Raw genomic sequence first — 16,325 nt, forward strand, 5'->3', positions numbered from 1 at the left:
CTAGTCAACCCCGACGGGTAACTCAACTGCGTCCAATGGGGTCAGACACGATTGATTCTCTGCGATTGATTTTATGGATGCGATACTATATGCATTTTTCATGATTCGCATCATCCGTACGCCGCCATGGCCCGTCTTCCCCGCTACGTCATCCCCGGCCAGCCGCAGCACATCATCCAGCGCGGCAACAACCGCCAGGCGATCTTTGCCGCCGAGGCGGACTATCAGTTCTTTAGGGATGCGCTGGTGAAGGCGTCGCTCGAGCACGGTCTCGCAATCCACGCCTATGTGTGGATGACGAACCATATTCACCTGCTGGCCACGCCTGAACTCGACAACAGCATCAGCAAGGTCTTCCAGTCAGTGGGGCGGAAATACGTGCAGTACTTCAACTACGCTTACCGGCGCAGCGGCACGCTTTGGGAAGGGCGCTACCGAGCGACGGTGGTGGACAGCGAGCGCTATCTGCTGACCGTGATGCGCTATATAGAGCTTAATCCGGTGCGCGCCGACTTGGTGGCGCATCCGCGCGGCTACCCTTGGTCGAGCCACGATTTCAACGCGCATGGCGAATCCGGCGCGAACTCGGACTGGCTGACACCGCATCGGGAATACCTGCGCCTGGGCCCGAATGCAGCGGAGCGGCAGGCGGCCTACCGACTGCTGTTCGGCGCGGTGGTGTCGAACGATGATCTGCGCGAAATCCGCGAATGCACGCACAAGGGCTGGGCGCTGGGGAACGATCGGTTCAAGGAGAGGATCGAGCAACTGACGCAGCGGCGGACGGTCTCGAAGGGGGTGGGGCGGCCACGGAAGAAGGCAATGGAAGGTGAGGCGATGGGATCCACCTCAGACACGATTTCCCGTTAGGAAGCATTTCTTGACGGGAAATCGTGTCTGACCCCATTACTCCCTCCTTACTCCCGTGCTATTGCAACCGTCGCAGATACTCCCGCGTGAACATGCGCTCCGGCAGATCGCGTAGGGCCATCGCGTCATAAGTCATGATGGACACCTCGCCCTGCTTCAGCGCGTCCTCCATGACGAGCCGGGTGGGCCGGATCTGGCCGGCGAGTTCGCGGTAATCCTCGTAGCGCGTGGTCTTCAGCAGCCGGCCCGACAGGGCATAGAACTCGGCTTTGAGCGGCTGATCGTTGTCGTCCGCCACCCAGTACTTGACCTTGGCATAGGTCACGCCGCGCCCGTCGGCGGTGAGTTCGAGCACACGCGCGTTGCGGCCGTCGATGGTGTCGGTGTCGATCAGCCTGGGGATGTAGTCACCGGCGAAATTCGCGCGCGCGAGGTCCCCATTGGCGACCTGGCCGGTCAGGCGTTGCGCGACCGACAGGCGCACCGGCTGCGACACGTTGGGCATGAACACCCACAGGTCGCGCCCGCGCATCAGCAGCGCCTGGCCGCGCTCGGACGCGGGTTCCATCGTCAGCACGATGGTGTTGTCGTTGCCGCGCGACAATACGCGGTACTTGCGCTGGTCGCCGGCGGCGCCGTCGCTGAAGTTGGTGACGGTGATGTCGGTCTGGAAGCTGTCACGCGGAAAGCGGACCGCGTCGGCGCGTTCGACCAGCTCGCGGGCGAGGTCGTCGCTGGCGGTCGCGTGGGCCGGACGGATCAGCAGGCGGGGTATCGTCAGGCCGGCCGCCAGCGTCGCGAGCACGATTCGTCGCGTGCGTGAATGTCGATTCATCAGGGTTTCGCCTTTGTATGACCAGCGCCCGGTCTTTCGGGGCGGGGCATCAACTTTAAGCGCAGAGCGAGTCGGATTTCAATGCTGGGTCAGCAAAGTCTGACAAAGCGCTCGCTGGGCCTGAGGGGACAGGCTGCGGCGATAGAGGTCACGGGCGCTTGCGGATTCGCCCTGGTGATGCCGGTCGATGCGCCGCTCGACCTGCTCCAGCGACAGGCGCAGCAGCACCGCCGGTGCGCCGACGCGCGGGCAGATCGCGGCTGCGCCGATGCGCTCGCACGCCAGCATGCGCTGGTAATAGTTGGCGTGGCGCGGGTGGCACTCCATGATCAGGTCGGTACAGCGGTGCGCGCCGCGTGCGATCGCGAAGGCCGCGTTGAACAGCATCGTCAGCAGGTCGTGCGAGTCTGTGTGCACTTGCGGCTGCGGCTTGAGCGCGAGGCGCGTGGCCTCGCACAGGACCGCACCAGCCTCGCGCAGGGTCTGGATCTCGCGCCGGTACAGCTCGTCCGCGAGCAAGCCGTGTTCGCCGTCGATGCGAAGGGTCAGCGTGCCGAGCACCTCGTGATCCGCGCGGGCGGCCAGCGTAATGCAGTGGCCGGGCGGGTGCTTGGAATCCGGGTGGATCTGCAGTCCACGCGACGCGTACATCCGCCGAACCAGTGCCGCCGCCGAAGCCTGCAGCCAGGGCTTGCCGTGGGCGACCTCGAGCCGCAGTCGCGGAGGCAGGGTGTTTGCGGGGGAGCGGGCGGTAGGGTCGAGGCGGGTCGATTCGAGCGAGGCATTGTGCCTCTGGATCGCGCCACGATGGGGCGTTGCGTATGTTTCGAGCACCGGGGGCTCCATTCCAAAGCCGTGCGAAAAATCACGATCAGGGTCAGATGCTGCTTGACCAGAAGTATAACCAAAGGGGCGGGCGGGTTTGTTGTGGGGGAATGTAAAAAAAGATAAGTGCAGGCTGGCCGGGCATCATGGGATCACCGTGACCGAGGCCGCCTTCGGGATTTCCGCCTTACGGGATGACGTTGATGTCCGGTAGGATATGCAGGGCAATCGCTCGAATCCTTTGAGGATGAATGCACCATGACCAAGCCTGCGGAAGTCGATAGCGAAACGATCAATGCCGCGCGCGCCTTCAGCGAGAAGGTGGCGAGCCGGTATCCGTTGTCCCGTGTAATCCTGTTCGGCAGCCGCGCAAGGAAAACACATGGGCCTCACAGTGACGCCGACATCGCAGTCCTTCTCCGCGGTCAGCCTTGCAAGTTCGTCGCCACGAAGCTGGCGCTCGCGGATATCGCCTACGAGACGGAGTAATGGGGTCAGACACGATTGCCTGCGATTGCCTGAAGCAATCGTGTCTGACCCCATTACTCCCATTACTCCTTACGGTCGAATGCCGGGTGCCGTGGATGTTATGCTTATGGCGAAATGATCCTGGGTGACCCGACAGCATGCCGATTGTAAAGGTTGAGAACGTCAGCAAGCGTTATGCGCTGGGGGAGCAGACCGTCACGGCGCTGCACGGCGTCAGCGTTTCGGTGGAGCCGGGCGTGTTTCTGGCGATCGCGGGGCCGTCGGGCAGCGGCAAGTCGACGCTGCTGAACATCATCGGCTGCATCGACACGCCGAGTTCCGGGCGGGTGCTCATCGACGGGCGGGACGTGTCGGGGCAGACGCCGGATCAGCTGGCGGATCTGCGGGCGCGCACGATCGGGTTCATCTTCCAGACCTTCAACCTGCTTCCGGTGCTGTCGGCCGAGGAAAACGTCGAATATCCGCTGCTGCAACTGCGCGAATTGTCCAAGGCCGAGCGGCGCGAGCGGGTGAAGTATTACCTCGCGATGGTCGGCCTGACCCGCTACGCGACGCACCGGCCCAACCAGCTCTCGGGCGGGCAGCGCCAGCGGGTCGCGATCGCGCGCGCGCTGGCGACGCACTCCAAGGTGGTGCTGGCCGACGAGCCGACCGCCAACCTGGACAAGGAGACCGGCAAGAGCATCCTGCGGCTGATGAAGGACATCAACCGCAAGTCGGGCACGACCTTCATCTTCTCGACCCACGACAAGCGCGTGATGAACATGGCCGACCGGCTGGTGCGCATCGAGGACGGGCGCATCCTCGCGCTGGGCATGAAGGCCGACGCCCGCTGGGTGTTCGTAGATGACCGCCGCGGCGCGGACAGCGAGGAACCCGAGCTATGATGCGGGGGAATGAAACCGGCGATGTGGAGCGGCGCGGCGCAGGGCACGTTGCTTGCAAGTGTTGCTGGGCAGACGTTAGCAGGTTCCTCCCCCTTGAAGGGGGGGAAAGCCGGGGTTTCGCGAAGCACTGCTTCGCGCCGGCTGAGCGGGCAGGCTGTGCAAAGCCTGCTCTGGACGGTCAGGTGGGGGATGGGTTGATCTGCGGCGGTGCAACCCATCCCCACCCCAGCCCTCCCCTTGAAGGGGAGGGGGCAACACCGTCGCACGCTGGTCTGGTCATGCGCTTGATTGCCTCATCAGGAATAATGTATCGCTGCGCTCATGGACGTGCCTGGAGAATCGCCTCGATGAACACCAATCGGATACTGGTCGCTGCGACGATGGCGGTGCTGCTCAGTGGCGCTGCGGCCGCGTCGGACGACCTCGACGACCTGTTCGACCTCGATGCACCGCTGGACGCGGCGGGCGAGGGTGGCGCGCCCGTCGCAGCCAGCGGCACCGGCCTGCGCCTGAGCGGTTATGGCGATTTTTCGGCCGCCTATACGACCGCGAACCCGTCGCACTGGTCCAAGTTGCGCGCGCGCTTCGAACTGGCGGGGACCGGGCGGCTCGCCAATGGCATGGGCTACAAGGTGTCGGCCCGAGCCGACGGGGATGCTGCCTACCATCCGGGGCGCGATTTCTATCCCGAGCCGGTGAAGGACGACCAGCGCACCAGCTTCATGCTGCGCGAGAACTATCTGGACATCGAGTCGGGCGACTGGGCCTTCCGGCTGGGGCGGCAGCACATCGTGTGGGGCGAGGTGGTCGGGCTGTTTTTCGCGGACGTGGTGTCGGCGCGGGACACCCGCGAGTTCTTCCTGCCCGAGTTCGAGACGCTGCGCATTCCGCAATGGGCCGCGCGGGCCGAGTACTTTGCCGGCGAAACGCATGTCGAGGTGGTGTGGATTCCGTATCCGAGCTACGACGAGATCGGCAAGCCGGGCGCGGATTTCTATCCGTTTCCGGTGCCGGGCGACGTGCGCGTGCGCACCAACGAGCCGACTCGCAATCTTTCCAATACCAACTGGGGCGTGCGCGTGTCGCACCTGGTCTCGGGCTGGGACCTGACCGGCTTCTATTACCAGAGCCGCGACGTGGCCCCGACGCTGTACCGGCTGCCGACCGGCCTGGAGTTGCGCCACGAGCGTATCGAGCAGCTCGGCGGCACCTTTTCCAAGGACATGGGCAGCTTCGTGCTGAAGGGCGAGGCGGTGTATACCGACGGGCGCAAGTTTCTGTCCACCGACCCGGCGGCCCGCTTCGGGTTGAAGGCCTCGGACATCGTCGATTACGTGGTCGGTGCGGATATCCCGACCGGCGACTGGCGCCTTAATCTGCAGCTGTTCGGCCGGCACACCTTCGATCACGACCGCAGCCTGGGTTTCGACCGCGACGAGCTGGGCTATACGGTGCTGGTCAACCACCGCTTCAGCGACCGCTTCGAGGCGGAGGTGCTGTATGCGAGCAGCTTCAATCGCAGTGACTACATGGTGCAACCCAAGCTGGTGTGGAACATCACGCAGGAATGGCGGGCGCGCTTCGGCGCCGATCTGTTCGGCGGGCGCAGCGAGGGGTTGTTCGGCCGCTTCGACGACAGCGACCGGGTCTATGCCGAACTGCGGCGATGGTTCTGAGCATCGACATGAACCCGACCGCCGGATGTTCGCCGCTTGCGCAGCGCTCACTCCACTCACGGGCGCCGGCAGGCATGCGGGCGCACAAGTGGGAGCGGCGCCGGCCGCGAAGATGAGCGCATTCACCCCCGGCCCGTTCCAGGGACGCACGGTAACGGTTTTGGCAACAGGTCTGACGAAAAGGGTAAGGTACTTTGCATGAGTGATTCGAAGCGCGATTTTTCAGAGTGTTACGGCTATGACTTCGAGGACCTGACGGTCGGCATGACCGCGTCCATCGGGCGGACCGTGTCTGAGGCCGACATCCTCGCGTTCGCCGGGGTGTCAGGCGATACGAATCCGGTCCATCTGGATGCCGAATTCGCGGCCTCGACGATGTTCGCCGGCCGTATTGCGCACGGCATGCTGTCTGCGAGCTATGTGTCGACCGTGTTCGGTACCCGCCTGCCGGGGCCGGGCTGCATCTACGTGTCGCAGTCGCTGCGCTTCAAGGCGCCGGTCAGGGTGGGGGATACAGTGGTCGCGCGCGTGACGGTGACCGCACTCGATCCGGACAAGCGTCGCGCCAGCTTCGACACCGTGTGCACCGTCGCCGGCAAGACCGTGCTGGACGGTCAGGCGGTGCTGATGATCCCGGCGCGGGGGTGATTCAGTCTGGCCATGCTGCGCGGGTCGGGTCGAGCAGCACTCATTCGAGATTCGATATCCTGCGCAGGAAGGATGGCAGCACGTCCATCACCGTGTTCCACACGATCTCGAGGTTGACGTTCATGTAGGCATGGATCAGGCGGTTGCGCATGCCGGCGATCTCGTTCCAGCGCACGTCGTCATGTCGTTGCTTGAGTTCCGGGCTCAGTTTCGTGACTGCCTCTCCGATGACCTCGAGATTGCGGATCACGGCGTCCTGGATGAGGTCATCGGTGCGGAAATCCGCCTCCGTCTTGCCGTCGGTGAATCTCTGGATCTTCGAGATCGCGTCCCGAATGTGTTCCAGGTAGTCCGCATCTCTGAGTTTCTTCACAGCGGCAACGCTTCCTCGAGCACCTCATCGCGAAACTTCGGGTGAAGATCGCCAACGGTCAGCACGTCGACCGGCACGCCAATCTCTCCTTCGATCGCGTCGTGCAGTCGGACCATATCGAGCAGGGTCGTGCCCCGGGGGACATCGACCAGAAGATCGATGTCGCTGTTCTCGTTGTCTTCTCCACGTATCACCGACCCGAAGACCCGGACATTGCTCGCGCCCAGGTCTGACGCGATACGCAATACGGCATCCCGATGCTGTCGCAGGGCTATGGAGGGTTTCATCACGAAGTCTATCCAACGTGGCGTGACGGCATGATCATAGGATGGTGCTCCGGGTTTCGGCAAGGGGATCATCCGATACGGTATCCGGCTGTCCCATTCGCCGCGACCTGCAGCAGCCGTGATCAACCTGGCGCCAGTTCATGAAGTGCCCACTCCTTGCGCAGGCGCTTACAGCCCGAGCACGCGCATCAGTCCGGTCGGTGACTGGATGATGTGGTCCGCATTCCATTCGGTGACCGGCGCGCCGTCGCCCAGATAGCCGTAGGCGGCCGCGACGGTGGTCATGCCGGCCGAGCGGCCTGCCTGGATGTCGCGCAGGTCGTCGCCCACATAGACGCAACGCGCGGCGGTGAGTCCGGCCTGCGCGCACGCGAGCAGCAACGGGTCGGGGGCGGGCTTGGGCCGGGCCGCCGAGTCGCCGCTGATCACGCAGCAGGCGCGATGCTGCAGCGCCAGCGCGGCGATCAGCGCGTCGGTAAAGCGCTTGCGCTTGTTGGTGACGATGCCCCACTTGATCGCGGCCGCGTCGAGCGCGTCCAGCAGCGCGTGCATGTCGTCGAAGAGGCGGGTGGCGACGCAGATGTGGGCCGCGTAGTGGTCGAGAAAGCGCTCGGACAGCGCGGCGTAGTCGGGATGGTCGGGTTTGATGCCGAAGGCGCACCACAGCATGCCGCGTACGCCGCTGGAGGTGTGCGGCCGCAGCGTCGCGAGCGGCAGCGGCGCCAGCCCGGCTTCGACGCGCAGTCGGTTGGCCGCGGCGCCGAGGTCGGGCGCGGTGTCGGCCAGCGTGCCGTCGAGATCGAACAGGACCGCTTCAGCGTTCACGCGTGGTGTGCAGCAGGTAGTTGACGTCGGTGTCGCCGCCCAGCGAATACACCTTGGTGATCGGGTTGTAGTTCATGCCGAGCAATTCCTCGCTTTCGAGGCCGGCGTCGCGGCAATAACGTGCGAGTTCCGACGGTTTGATGAACTTCGCGTATTCGTGCGTGCCCTTGGGCAGCAGCTTCAGCACGTATTCCGCACCGATCACCGCAAACAGGTAGGACTTGAGGTTGCGGTTGAGCGTCGAGAAGAACACGTGGCCGCCGGGTTTGACCAGCTTCGCGCAGGCACGCACCGTGCTCGACGGGTCGGGCACGTGCTCGAGCAGCTCCATGCAGGTGACGACGTCGAAGCGCGCGGCGTGTTCGTCGGCGAAGGCCTCGGCGCTGACGTGGTGGTAATCGACCTTCAGCCCGCTCTCGAACAGGTGCAGCCGCGCAACGCCGAGCGCCTTTTCCGACAGGTCGATGCCCGTGACCTCGGCATCGAGCGCCGCCATGCTCTCGGACAGGATGCCGCCGCCGCAGCCCACGTCCAGCACCTGCTTGCCCGCCAGCGCCGCCTTGGCGTCGATCCAGCGCAGGCGCAACGGGTTGATCTCGTGCAGCGGCTTGAATTCCGAAGTCGGGTCCCACCAGCGGTGGGCGAGGTCGCTGAATTTTCTAAGTTCTGCAGGATCGGCATTTGCGTTCATCGGGTGTCCTCGTGCGTTGTAGCCGGCGATCGAATGGGCGAGATCAGTTCAAGCACTGCCCCCCCTTGAAGCGGGGGATCAGTTCAAGCGCTGCCCCCCTTGAAACGGGAGGATCAGTTCAAGCACTGTCACGCCCCCTTGAAGGTGGAGGATCAGTTCAAGTACTGTCCCGCCCCTTGAAGGGTGAATCAGTTCAAGTACTGTCCCGCCCCTTGAAGGGTGAATCAGTTCAAGCACCGTTCCTCCCCCTTCAAGGGGGAGGTCAGGAGGGGGATGGGTTAAGACGGCGGCTATTCAACCCATCCCCACCCCAACCCTCCCCCAAAGGGGAGGCAGCAGCGGTGCCTTGTTCCGATCTAGATCGCCCGACTGTTTGCCGTGATGATAAGCGTCTGGTTGGACTGCGCGGACACGGCCGACGTTCCGGAGGGCTGGATCCGGGCATCGCAGCGCGACGTCCAAAGAAAAAGCCCTGCCAGGGCAGGGCTTTTCGGATCAGTCGGAGACTGGATCAGCGGGTGCCGATCACTTCCACTTCGACGCGGCGATCCGGCTGCAGGCAGCTGATCAGCGCATCGCGACCACGGACGCCGTTACACTGGGTGCCGGTGATCGGCTGGGTCTCGCCCTTGCCTTCGGTGTAGATGCGGTTGGCTTCGATGCCCTTGGACACCAGATAGGCCTTGACGGCTTCGGCGCGACGCTCGGACAGGCCCTGGTTGTAGCTCTCGGAACCGATGCGGTCGGTGTGACCAACGGCCAGGATGACTTCCAGGTTCAAAGCGCGGGCCTGGGAGGCCAGCTGGTCCAGACGCTCCATGCCGGCCGGGCGGAGGACCGCCTTGTCGAAGTCGAACAGCGCGTCGGCGGACAGGCGCACCTTGTCGGCGGTCGGGGTCGGTGCCGGTGCCGGTGCAGCCGCGACTTCCACACACTTCTCGGCCGGAACGAGGTCACTGTCGCATGCGCAACCGACCGGGAACTGGCCGGCCATCGCGGTTTCGGCAGCCGCCGGGCTCCAGAAGCCGGTACGCCAGCACAGGCCGGTACCGCTGCGGGCGACGACGCTGCGGGCGTCGATCACATAGGGGACGACGCCCGAAGTGTCGACAACGACATCACCGTGCTTGTCGGCAACAGCGGGAGCCGCGAAGCCCAGCATGGCTACGGCAAGCACGAAGAGGTGTTTCTTGGTCTGATTGATCATCTTCTATTCCTCGTTGAAGTGTAATTTGGAGCTTGATGAGCGACTGCCTTGCACCATTTTAGCGGCGGGTCTTCTTCCAGCAGGACGTTCGCTATTCCCCTGTCAAGACTGGAATCTAGTCTGCCACAAGCCCGCTATTCCGATCAATTGTTTGTTGGAGTTTTGCAACAGTATTTGCCCTTCATTTACGCGCCTTTCGCCATTTACCCACACGTCCGTGACGTTTTCACGCCCTGCGACGTACACGAGGTGCGAAACCGGGTCGAAGCAGGGCAGGGTTTCGACCCGGTCGAGTGCGACCGCGCACAGGTCGGCGCGCTTGCCGACCGCGATCGAGCCGATCTGCCCGGCGAGCCCGAGCGCGTCGGCCGCGTTCAGCGTCGCCATGCGCAGTGCGGTGTGGGCGGGCACCGCGGTCGCGTCGAGTGTGGATACCTTGGCCAGCAGCGCGGCCTGGCGCATCTCCTGGAACAGGTCGAGGCGATTGTTGCTCGCCGCACCGTCGGTCCCCAGCCCGACCCGGATACCCTGCGCGAGCAGTTGCGACACCGGCGCGATGCCGCTGGCGAGCTTCATGTTGGAGCTGGGGCAGTGCGCGATGCTGCAGTTGTAGCGGGCGAGCAGCTCCAGGTCCGACGCATCGACATGCACCGCATGCACGCCGATCAGGTTGCTGCCGAGCACGCCCAGCGAAGCCAGTCGTTCGAGCGGACGCATGCCGTGCTGCGCCAGCGAATCGGCGATCTCCTGTGCGGTCTCATGCACATGGATGTGGATCGCGCAGTCGAGTTCGGCGGCGAGGCTCGCGACGCGTTCGAGCGATGCATCCGACACAGTGTAGGGTGCGTGCGGCGCGATCGCGAAATGCAGTAGCGGATGCGACGACCATCGGTCCCGCGCGGCCAGGCCTTTGCGGAAGTACTCGTCGGCGTCGCTCGCGTACGGGGTGGGAAAGTCCAGCACCGCGACGCCGATCGTCGCGCGCATGCCGGCCGCGGTGAAGGCTTGGGCGGCGGCGTCGGGGTGGAAGTACATCTCGTTGCAGGTGGTGATGCCGCCGCGCAGCATCTCGGCCGCCGCGAGGGCGGTGCCGTCGCGCACGAACTCGTGATTCACATGTTTGCCCTCGGCCGGCCAGATCACCTCGTGCAGCCAGCGCATCAGCGGCAGGTCGTCCGCGATGCCGCGCATCAGCGTCATCGCGGCATGGACATGCAGATTCACGAGACCCGGTATCAGCACATGCCCGGGCAGGTTTACCGTGTCGTCGGCGTCGAAGCGGTCGCGCGCCGCGTCGGTCGGCAGCATCGCGACGATGGCGCCGTCGCGCACGACGACCGCATGCCGCTCCAGGACCGTGCCGTCCGGTTCGACCGGAACGATCCAGCGCGCGTTGATGATCAGGTCGGCGGTTTCGGTCATGTGTTCAGGTCTTCCTTCACCGTTTGGGACAGGGGCCGGGCGCGGCGCCATGCGTTGCGTACCGCAAGTGAAGCATAGCGCACCGGCCCGTCGCATGAACATCGTGCGACGCAGCGGGCCGGAGGCGACGGCTGCTCCCGCGGCTCCGACGGCCACTCGCGCTGCCGCTGTAAGGTTCGCTTCGCTGCGATCCCTGAACTCGCGCTTCGCGCTCAGACAGCAGGGATCGCGGCCGCTACGCTCGCCAACAGCGGCATGCGCTCGGGCCGAGTCGCCGCGGAAGCAGCCGTCGCCTCCGGCCCGCGGTTTCTCGCTGCATCAGGTGGCCCGGCCACGATGCGCTTCGGTGGGAAGCCCCTGCGCGTGATAAAATTTCGTGTTTTGTTCAACGCGGCAATGGCCGCCAATGCGAGATGACCCCGTTCGCCAAGGAAACACTCCCGATCAGTCTCGAAGAGGAGATGCGTCACTCCTACCTGGATTACGCCATGAGCGTGATCGTCGGGCGCGCGCTGCCCGATGCGCGCGACGGGTTGAAGCCGGTGCATCGACGCGTGCTGTTCGCGATGCACGAATTGTCGAACGACTGGAACAAGCCTTACAAGAAGTCCGCGCGTATCGTCGGTGACGTGATCGGCAAGTACCACCCGCACGGCGATTCCGCCGTCTACGACACCATCGTGCGCATGGCGCAGGACTTCTCGCTGCGCTACATGCTGGTCGATGGCCAGGGCAACTTCGGCTCGGTCGACGGCGACAATGCGGCTGCGATGCGTTACACCGAGATCCGCATGGCGCGCATCGGCCATGAACTGCTCGCCGACATCGACAAGGAAACCGTCGATTTCGGGCCGAACTACGACGGTTCCGAGAAGGAACCGCTGATCCTGCCGGCGAAGATCCCGAATCTGCTGATCAACGGCTCGAGCGGTATCGCGGTCGGCATGGCGACCAACATCCCGCCGCACAACCTCGGAGAGGTGATCGACGCGTGCCTGTGCCTGCTGCAGGACCCGGACACCGACATCGAAAGGCTGATCGAGATCATCCAGGCGCCGGACTTCCCGACCGCGGCGCTGATCTACGGCCTGTCCGGCGTGCACGACGGCTACCGCACCGGCCGCGGCCGCGTGATCATGCGCGCGCGCACCCACTTCGAGGACATGGAGCGGGGCAACCGTCAGGCCATCATCGTCGACGAGCTGCCGTACCAGGTGAACAAGCGCACGCTGCTCGAGCGCATGGCCGAGCTGGTCAACGAGAAGAAGATCGAGGGCATCAGCGAGATCCGCGACGAGTCGGACAAGTCCGGCATGCGCGTGGTCATCGAACTCAAGCGCAACGAAGTGCCCGAAGTGGTGCTGAACAATCTGTTCAAGCACACGCAACTGCAGGACACCTTCGGCATGAACGTGGTGGCGCTGGTCGACGGCCGCCCGCGCACGCTCAACCTCAAGCAGATGCTGGAATGCTTCCTGTCGCACCGGCGCGAGGTGATCACGCGGCGTACCGCGTTCGAACTGCGCAAGGCGCGCGACCGTGGGCACATCCTGGAAGGCCTGGCGGTGGCGCTGTCCAATGTGGACGAAGTGATCGCGCTGATCAAGGCGGCGCCGACGCCGGCCGATGCGAAGCGCGAGCTGCTGGCACGCACCTGGCGCTCGCCGCTGGTCGAGGAGATGCTGGCGCGCGCCGAATCCGACAGCTACCGCCCGGAAGGCCTGTTGCCCGAGTTCGGGTTGTCGGCGCAGGGCTATCGATTGTCCGACGTGCAGGCCCAGGCGATCCTGGAACTGCGCCTGCAGCGGCTGACCGGGCTCGAGCAGGACAAGATCCTGTCCGAGTATCGCGACGTGATGGCGATCATCGCCGACCTGCTCGACATCCTCGCCCGTCCGGAGCGGATCACGACGATCATCTCGGAGGAACTCACCGCGATCCGGAACCAGTTCGGCGATCCGCGTCGGTCCGAGGTGGTCATGAACACCGCCGAGATCAACATCGAGGATCTGATCGCGCCCGAGGACATGGTCGTGACGCTGTCGCACGGCGGTTACTTCAAGCGCCAGCCGCTGGCCGACTACCGTGCGCAGCGGCGCGGCGGACGCGGCAAGCAGGCGACCGGCATGAAGGACGACGACTTCATCGACCGGCTGTTCGTGGCCAACACCCATGACTACATCCTGTGTTTCTCGAGCCGTGGGCGGGTGTATTGGCTCAAGGTCTACGAGGTGCCCGAAGGCGCGCGCAACGCGCGCGGCAAGCCGATCGTCAACCTGTTCCCGCTGACCGAAGGCGAGAAGATCAACGCGGTGCTGCCGGTGCAGAGCTTCGACGACGATCACTTCGTGTTCATGGCGACCGCCGAAGGCACGGTCAAGAAGACCGCGCTGACCGCGTTCTCCAATCCGCGCAAGGCGGGCATCATCGCGGCGCATCTGGACGACGGCGACCACCTGGTCGGCGTCGCGATCACCGACGGCGAGTGCGACGTGATGCTGTTCTCGGATGCGGGCAAGGCGGTGCGCTTCCCGGAGCAGGACGTGCGGCCGATGGGGCGCGAGGCGCGCGGCGTGCGGGGCATGAATCTCGAGGACGGCCAGCGCGTCATCGCGATGCTGGTCACCCGCGACGACAGCGAGTCGGTGCTGACGGCGACCGAGAACGGCTACGGCAAGCGCACGCCGGTGGGCGAATACACGCGCCACAGCCGCGGCACCAAGGGCATGATCTCGATCCAGACCTCGGACCGCAACGGCAAGCTGATCGGCGCGTGCCTGGTGGAGCCGCTCGACGAGGTGATGCTGATCTCGACCGCGGGCGTGCTGATCCGCACCCGCGTGCAGGACATCCGCGAACTCGGCCGGGCGACCCAGGGGGTGACGCTGATCAACCTTGACGAGGGCACCTGGCTGGCCGGGATCGAGAAGGTGGCCGAATCCGAGGTGGATATCGACATCGACCTCGACGCCGATGTCGATGTAGCGGAAACGCCGGGAGAACCCGACAGCGATGGCGCAGCCGAGTGATCGGTTGGAGGACTGCCGATGAGCCGAATCCACAATTTCAGTTCCGGGCCGGCGGCCTTGCCCGAGCCGGTGTTGCGCCAGGCGGCCGCGGAGATGCTCGAATGGCGTGACGCCGGTTGCGGCGTGATGGAGATGAGCCACCGCGGGGCGGCGTTCACATCCATCATCGAGGCGGCCGAAGCCGACCTGCGCACCCTGCTCGGCGTGCCCGACGAGTACCGGGTGCTGTTCCTGCAGGGCGGGGCGACGCAGCAGTTCGCACAGATTCCGATGAACCTGCTCGGCGGCGGTTCGGCCGACCATATCGTGACCGGCGCCTGGTCGCGCAAGGCCTTCGGCGAGGCACGGCATGTGGCCGCCGCGATCGGAGGCCAGGCGCAGCTGGCGGGCTCGACCGAAACCGTCGGGTTCAGGCGCTTCGTGCGCCCGGACGAACTGCGTCTGGATCCGTCGGCGGCCTATCTGCATGTGTGCACCAACGAGACCATTCACGGCGTGGAGTGCTTCGATGTGGCCGCGCTGACCGCGACCGGCGTGCCGCTGGTGGCCGACATGTCGTCGCACATCCTGTCGCGACCGATCGACGTGTCGGCCTTCGGCATGATCTACGCCGGGGCGCAGAAGAACGTCGGACCGTCGGGGCTGGTCATCGCGATCGTCCGCGACGACCTGCTCGACCGCGCATGGGCCGGCACGCCCTCGGTGATGAATTATCGGACCATGGCCGAGCACGGCTCGATGCTGAACACGCCGCCGACCTTCGCGATCTACATCGCCGGGCTGGTGTTTCGCTGGTTGCTGGAGCAGGGCGGGCTGAGCGCGATCGACGCGGTGAATGCGGCCAAGGCCGAACTGCTGTACGGCTTCATCGACGACAGCGGCTTCTACGTGAATGACGTGGAACCGGGCTCGCGCTCGCGCATGAACGTCCCGTTCCGGCTGCGCGACGCGTCGCTGAACGAGGTCTTTCTGGCCGGGGCGGGCGCGGCCGGCCTTGCGCAGCTGAAGGGACACAAGTCGGTCGGGGGCATGCGAGCGTCGATCTACAATGCGATGCCGCTGGCGGGCGTGCAGGCGCTGGTCGACTACATGGGCGATTTCGCCCGGCAGCATGCGTGATCGGGAGCGAACATGAGTGACGAACTGCTGAATCTGCGCAAGAACATCGACCGGCTGGACGAGGAGATCCTGGCGCGCCTGGCCGAACGTGCGCGCAATGCGCAGCGCATCGGCGAGATCAAGCAGGGCAACCTGTACCGCCCGGAACGCGAGGCACAGGTGCTGCGCCGCCTGGCCGACGCCAATCCCGGCCCGCTGCCCGACGTGGCGGTTCAGCGGATCTTCCGCGAGATCATGTCGGCCTGCCTGGCGCTGGAGAAACCGCTGAAGGTGGCCTATCTCGGACCGGCCGGCACCTTTTCCGAGAGTGCGTCACGCAAGCATTTCGGTTCGGCGCCCAACTTCGTGCCGATGCCGGCGATCGACGACGTGTTTCGCGCGGTCGAGGCCGGCAACGCCGATTACGGCGTGGTGCCGGTCGAGAACTCCACCGAGGGTGCGGTCGGCGGCACGCTGGACCTGCTGCTGGCCAACCCGGTGCGGATCTGTGGCGAGGTGAAGCTGCGCATCCACCAGCACCTGCTGTCGCGCGCGGACGGCATCGGCGCCGCGAAGCGGCTCTACTCGCACGCTCAGTCGCTGGCCCAGTGCCACGAATGGCTGAACCGCAATCTGGCAAACCTGCCACGGGTGCCGGTGGCGAGCAATGCCGAGGCGGCGCGGCTGGCGGCCGAGGATCCGGAGTCGTGCGCGATCGCCGGCGAGGCCGCGGCCGAGCTGTACGAACTGAAGGTGCTGGCGGCCAACATCGAGGACGACCCGAACAACACGACGCGCTTCCTGGTGATCGGACGCCATGATTCCGATCCTTCGGGCCGGGACAAGACCTCGCTGGTGTTCTCCGCGCCGAACCGCCCGGGCGCGATGCATACGCTGCTCGAACCCCTGGCGCGACACGGCGTCGATATGACCAAGCTGCAGTCGCGGCCGGCGCGCGGCGGGCTGTGGGAGTATGTGTTCTATGTCGACTTCCTGGGTCATCAGCACGATCCGGAGATCGCCGCGGCGCTCGCCGAACTGAACGAGAAGGCCGCCTTCGTGAAGGTGCTCGGTTCCTATCCGATCGCCGTGATCTGAACCGGACCGACGCGGCCGACGCGCTGAGTTTCGGCCGCACTACAAGACGATAATGGAGGAGACAG

General features: G+C 65.1%; 16 protein-coding genes. 8 read left to right on the forward strand and 8 right to left on the reverse strand.

The window, feature by feature from the left end; translation table 11 throughout:
- Positions 1–126 precede the first annotated feature (126 nt).
- Entirely contained in the window at positions 127–870 is a 744-nt protein-coding gene (locus tag ACKVEX_RS06630) for a transposase (protein ID WP_473214921.1), read from the forward strand.
- A 58-nt stretch (positions 871–928) separates the two neighbouring features.
- On the opposite strand, the gene ACKVEX_RS06635 is transcribed toward ACKVEX_RS06630, so the two are convergent.
- Complete coding sequence (locus ACKVEX_RS06635; protein WP_473214922.1) at positions 929–1,705, reverse strand: outer membrane lipoprotein-sorting protein; 777 nt, start codon at positions 1,703–1,705, stop codon at positions 929–931.
- A gap of 78 nt (positions 1,706–1,783) precedes the next feature.
- Positions 1,784–2,539: an N-acyl amino acid synthase FeeM domain-containing protein gene (locus tag ACKVEX_RS06640; protein WP_473214923.1), complete on the reverse strand. Its 756-nt coding sequence runs from the start codon at positions 2,537–2,539 to the stop codon at positions 1,784–1,786.
- 249 nt (positions 2,540–2,788) lie between these two features.
- On the opposite strand from ACKVEX_RS06640, the gene ACKVEX_RS06645 reads away from it, so the two are divergent.
- From ACKVEX_RS06645 to ACKVEX_RS06660, 4 genes are all read left to right on the forward strand, one after another.
- Positions 2,789–3,019, forward strand: coding sequence for a nucleotidyltransferase family protein (locus tag ACKVEX_RS06645; protein WP_473214924.1), 231 nt, complete (start codon positions 2,789–2,791; stop codon positions 3,017–3,019).
- A 137-nt stretch (positions 3,020–3,156) separates the two neighbouring features.
- Positions 3,157–3,906 carry an ABC transporter ATP-binding protein gene (locus ACKVEX_RS06650; protein WP_473214925.1) on the forward strand — a complete coding sequence of 250 codons (750 nt, stop codon included), beginning with the start codon at positions 3,157–3,159 and terminating at the stop codon, positions 3,904–3,906.
- A 347-nt stretch (positions 3,907–4,253) separates the two neighbouring features.
- Positions 4,254–5,582 (forward strand): porin, encoded by a 1,329-nt coding sequence (locus ACKVEX_RS06655; RefSeq protein WP_473214926.1) that lies wholly within the window; start codon positions 4,254–4,256, stop codon positions 5,580–5,582.
- A gap of 198 nt (positions 5,583–5,780) precedes the next feature.
- On the forward strand, positions 5,781–6,230 hold the full coding sequence (locus ACKVEX_RS06660) for a MaoC family dehydratase (RefSeq protein ID WP_473214927.1): 450 nt from the start codon (positions 5,781–5,783) through the stop codon (positions 6,228–6,230).
- Positions 6,231–6,270: 40 nt separating this feature from the next.
- Here ACKVEX_RS06660 and ACKVEX_RS06665 read toward each other — a convergent pair whose 3' ends face one another.
- The 6 genes from ACKVEX_RS06665 to ACKVEX_RS06690 all read right to left on the reverse strand — a co-directional run bounded on the left by ACKVEX_RS06665 (position 6,271) and on the right by ACKVEX_RS06690 (position 11,035).
- Positions 6,271–6,603: a HepT-like ribonuclease domain-containing protein gene (locus ACKVEX_RS06665; RefSeq protein ID WP_473214928.1), complete on the reverse strand. Its 333-nt coding sequence runs from the start codon at positions 6,601–6,603 to the stop codon at positions 6,271–6,273.
- Positions 6,600–6,890 carry a nucleotidyltransferase family protein gene (locus ACKVEX_RS06670; RefSeq protein ID WP_473214929.1) on the reverse strand — a complete coding sequence of 97 codons (291 nt, stop codon included), beginning with the start codon at positions 6,888–6,890 and terminating at the stop codon, positions 6,600–6,602. Before ACKVEX_RS06670 ends, ACKVEX_RS06665 begins: the two co-directional genes overlap by 4 nt.
- Before the next feature lie 168 nt (positions 6,891–7,058).
- Entirely contained in the window at positions 7,059–7,715 is a 657-nt protein-coding gene (locus tag ACKVEX_RS06675) for an HAD family hydrolase (RefSeq protein ID WP_473214930.1), read from the reverse strand.
- Entirely contained in the window at positions 7,705–8,406 is a 702-nt protein-coding gene (gene ubiG, locus ACKVEX_RS06680) for a bifunctional 2-polyprenyl-6-hydroxyphenol methylase/3-demethylubiquinol 3-O-methyltransferase UbiG (RefSeq protein ID WP_473214931.1), read from the reverse strand. Before ubiG ends, ACKVEX_RS06675 begins: the two co-directional genes overlap by 11 nt.
- 511 nt (positions 8,407–8,917) lie before the next feature.
- A complete protein-coding gene (locus ACKVEX_RS06685; protein WP_473214932.1) occupies positions 8,918–9,613 on the reverse strand; it encodes an OmpA family protein in 696 nt (231 codons plus the stop codon).
- Positions 9,614–9,715: 102 nt separating this feature from the next.
- Positions 9,716–11,035, reverse strand: a complete 1,320-nt coding sequence (locus ACKVEX_RS06690) for a TRZ/ATZ family hydrolase (RefSeq protein ID WP_473214933.1) — start codon at positions 11,033–11,035, stop codon at positions 9,716–9,718.
- Between the two features lie 413 nt (positions 11,036–11,448).
- Between ACKVEX_RS06690 and gyrA the strand changes: the two genes are divergently transcribed.
- The 3 genes from gyrA to pheA are packed head-to-tail and all read left to right on the forward strand — an operon-like array spanning position 11,449 to position 16,260.
- On the forward strand, positions 11,449–14,064 hold the full coding sequence (gene gyrA / locus ACKVEX_RS06695) for a DNA gyrase subunit A (protein ID WP_473214934.1): 2,616 nt from the start codon (positions 11,449–11,451) through the stop codon (positions 14,062–14,064).
- Positions 14,065–14,082: 18 nt separating this feature from the next.
- Positions 14,083–15,183 (forward strand): 3-phosphoserine/phosphohydroxythreonine transaminase, encoded by a 1,101-nt coding sequence (serC, locus tag ACKVEX_RS06700; RefSeq protein WP_473214935.1) that lies wholly within the window; start codon positions 14,083–14,085, stop codon positions 15,181–15,183.
- 12 nt (positions 15,184–15,195) lie between these two features.
- A complete protein-coding gene (gene pheA, locus ACKVEX_RS06705) occupies positions 15,196–16,260 on the forward strand; it encodes a prephenate dehydratase (protein ID WP_473214936.1) in 1,065 nt (354 codons plus the stop codon).
- Positions 16,261–16,325 lie beyond the last annotated feature (65 nt).

Source organism: Denitraticella aggregata (assembly GCF_048158365.1).
Classification (GTDB): domain Bacteria; phylum Pseudomonadota; class Gammaproteobacteria; order Burkholderiales; family Rhodocyclaceae; genus Azoarcus_F.

Coding starts and splice junctions, on each gene's coding strand:
- ACKVEX_RS06635 (WP_473214922.1), bottom strand. CDS start 1,705: ATGAATCGACATTCACGCACGCGACGAATCGTGCTCGCGACGCTGGCG.
- ACKVEX_RS06630 (WP_473214921.1), top strand. CDS start 127: ATGGCCCGTCTTCCCCGCTACGTCATCCCCGGCCAGCCGCAGCACATC.
- pheA (WP_473214936.1), top strand. CDS start 15,196: ATGAGTGACGAACTGCTGAATCTGCGCAAGAACATCGACCGGCTGGAC.
- ACKVEX_RS06690 (WP_473214933.1), bottom strand. CDS start 11,035: ATGACCGAAACCGCCGACCTGATCATCAACGCGCGCTGGATCGTTCCG.
- ubiG (WP_473214931.1), bottom strand. CDS start 8,406: ATGAACGCAAATGCCGATCCTGCAGAACTTAGAAAATTCAGCGACCTC.
- ACKVEX_RS06655 (WP_473214926.1), top strand. CDS start 4,254: ATGAACACCAATCGGATACTGGTCGCTGCGACGATGGCGGTGCTGCTC.
- ACKVEX_RS06660 (WP_473214927.1), top strand. CDS start 5,781: ATGAGTGATTCGAAGCGCGATTTTTCAGAGTGTTACGGCTATGACTTC.
- ACKVEX_RS06670 (WP_473214929.1), bottom strand. CDS start 6,890: ATGAAACCCTCCATAGCCCTGCGACAGCATCGGGATGCCGTATTGCGT.
- serC (WP_473214935.1), top strand. CDS start 14,083: ATGAGCCGAATCCACAATTTCAGTTCCGGGCCGGCGGCCTTGCCCGAG.
- ACKVEX_RS06645 (WP_473214924.1), top strand. CDS start 2,789: ATGACCAAGCCTGCGGAAGTCGATAGCGAAACGATCAATGCCGCGCGC.
- ACKVEX_RS06685 (WP_473214932.1), bottom strand. CDS start 9,613: ATGATCAATCAGACCAAGAAACACCTCTTCGTGCTTGCCGTAGCCATG.
- gyrA (WP_473214934.1), top strand. CDS start 11,449: ATGACCCCGTTCGCCAAGGAAACACTCCCGATCAGTCTCGAAGAGGAG.
- ACKVEX_RS06650 (WP_473214925.1), top strand. CDS start 3,157: ATGCCGATTGTAAAGGTTGAGAACGTCAGCAAGCGTTATGCGCTGGGG.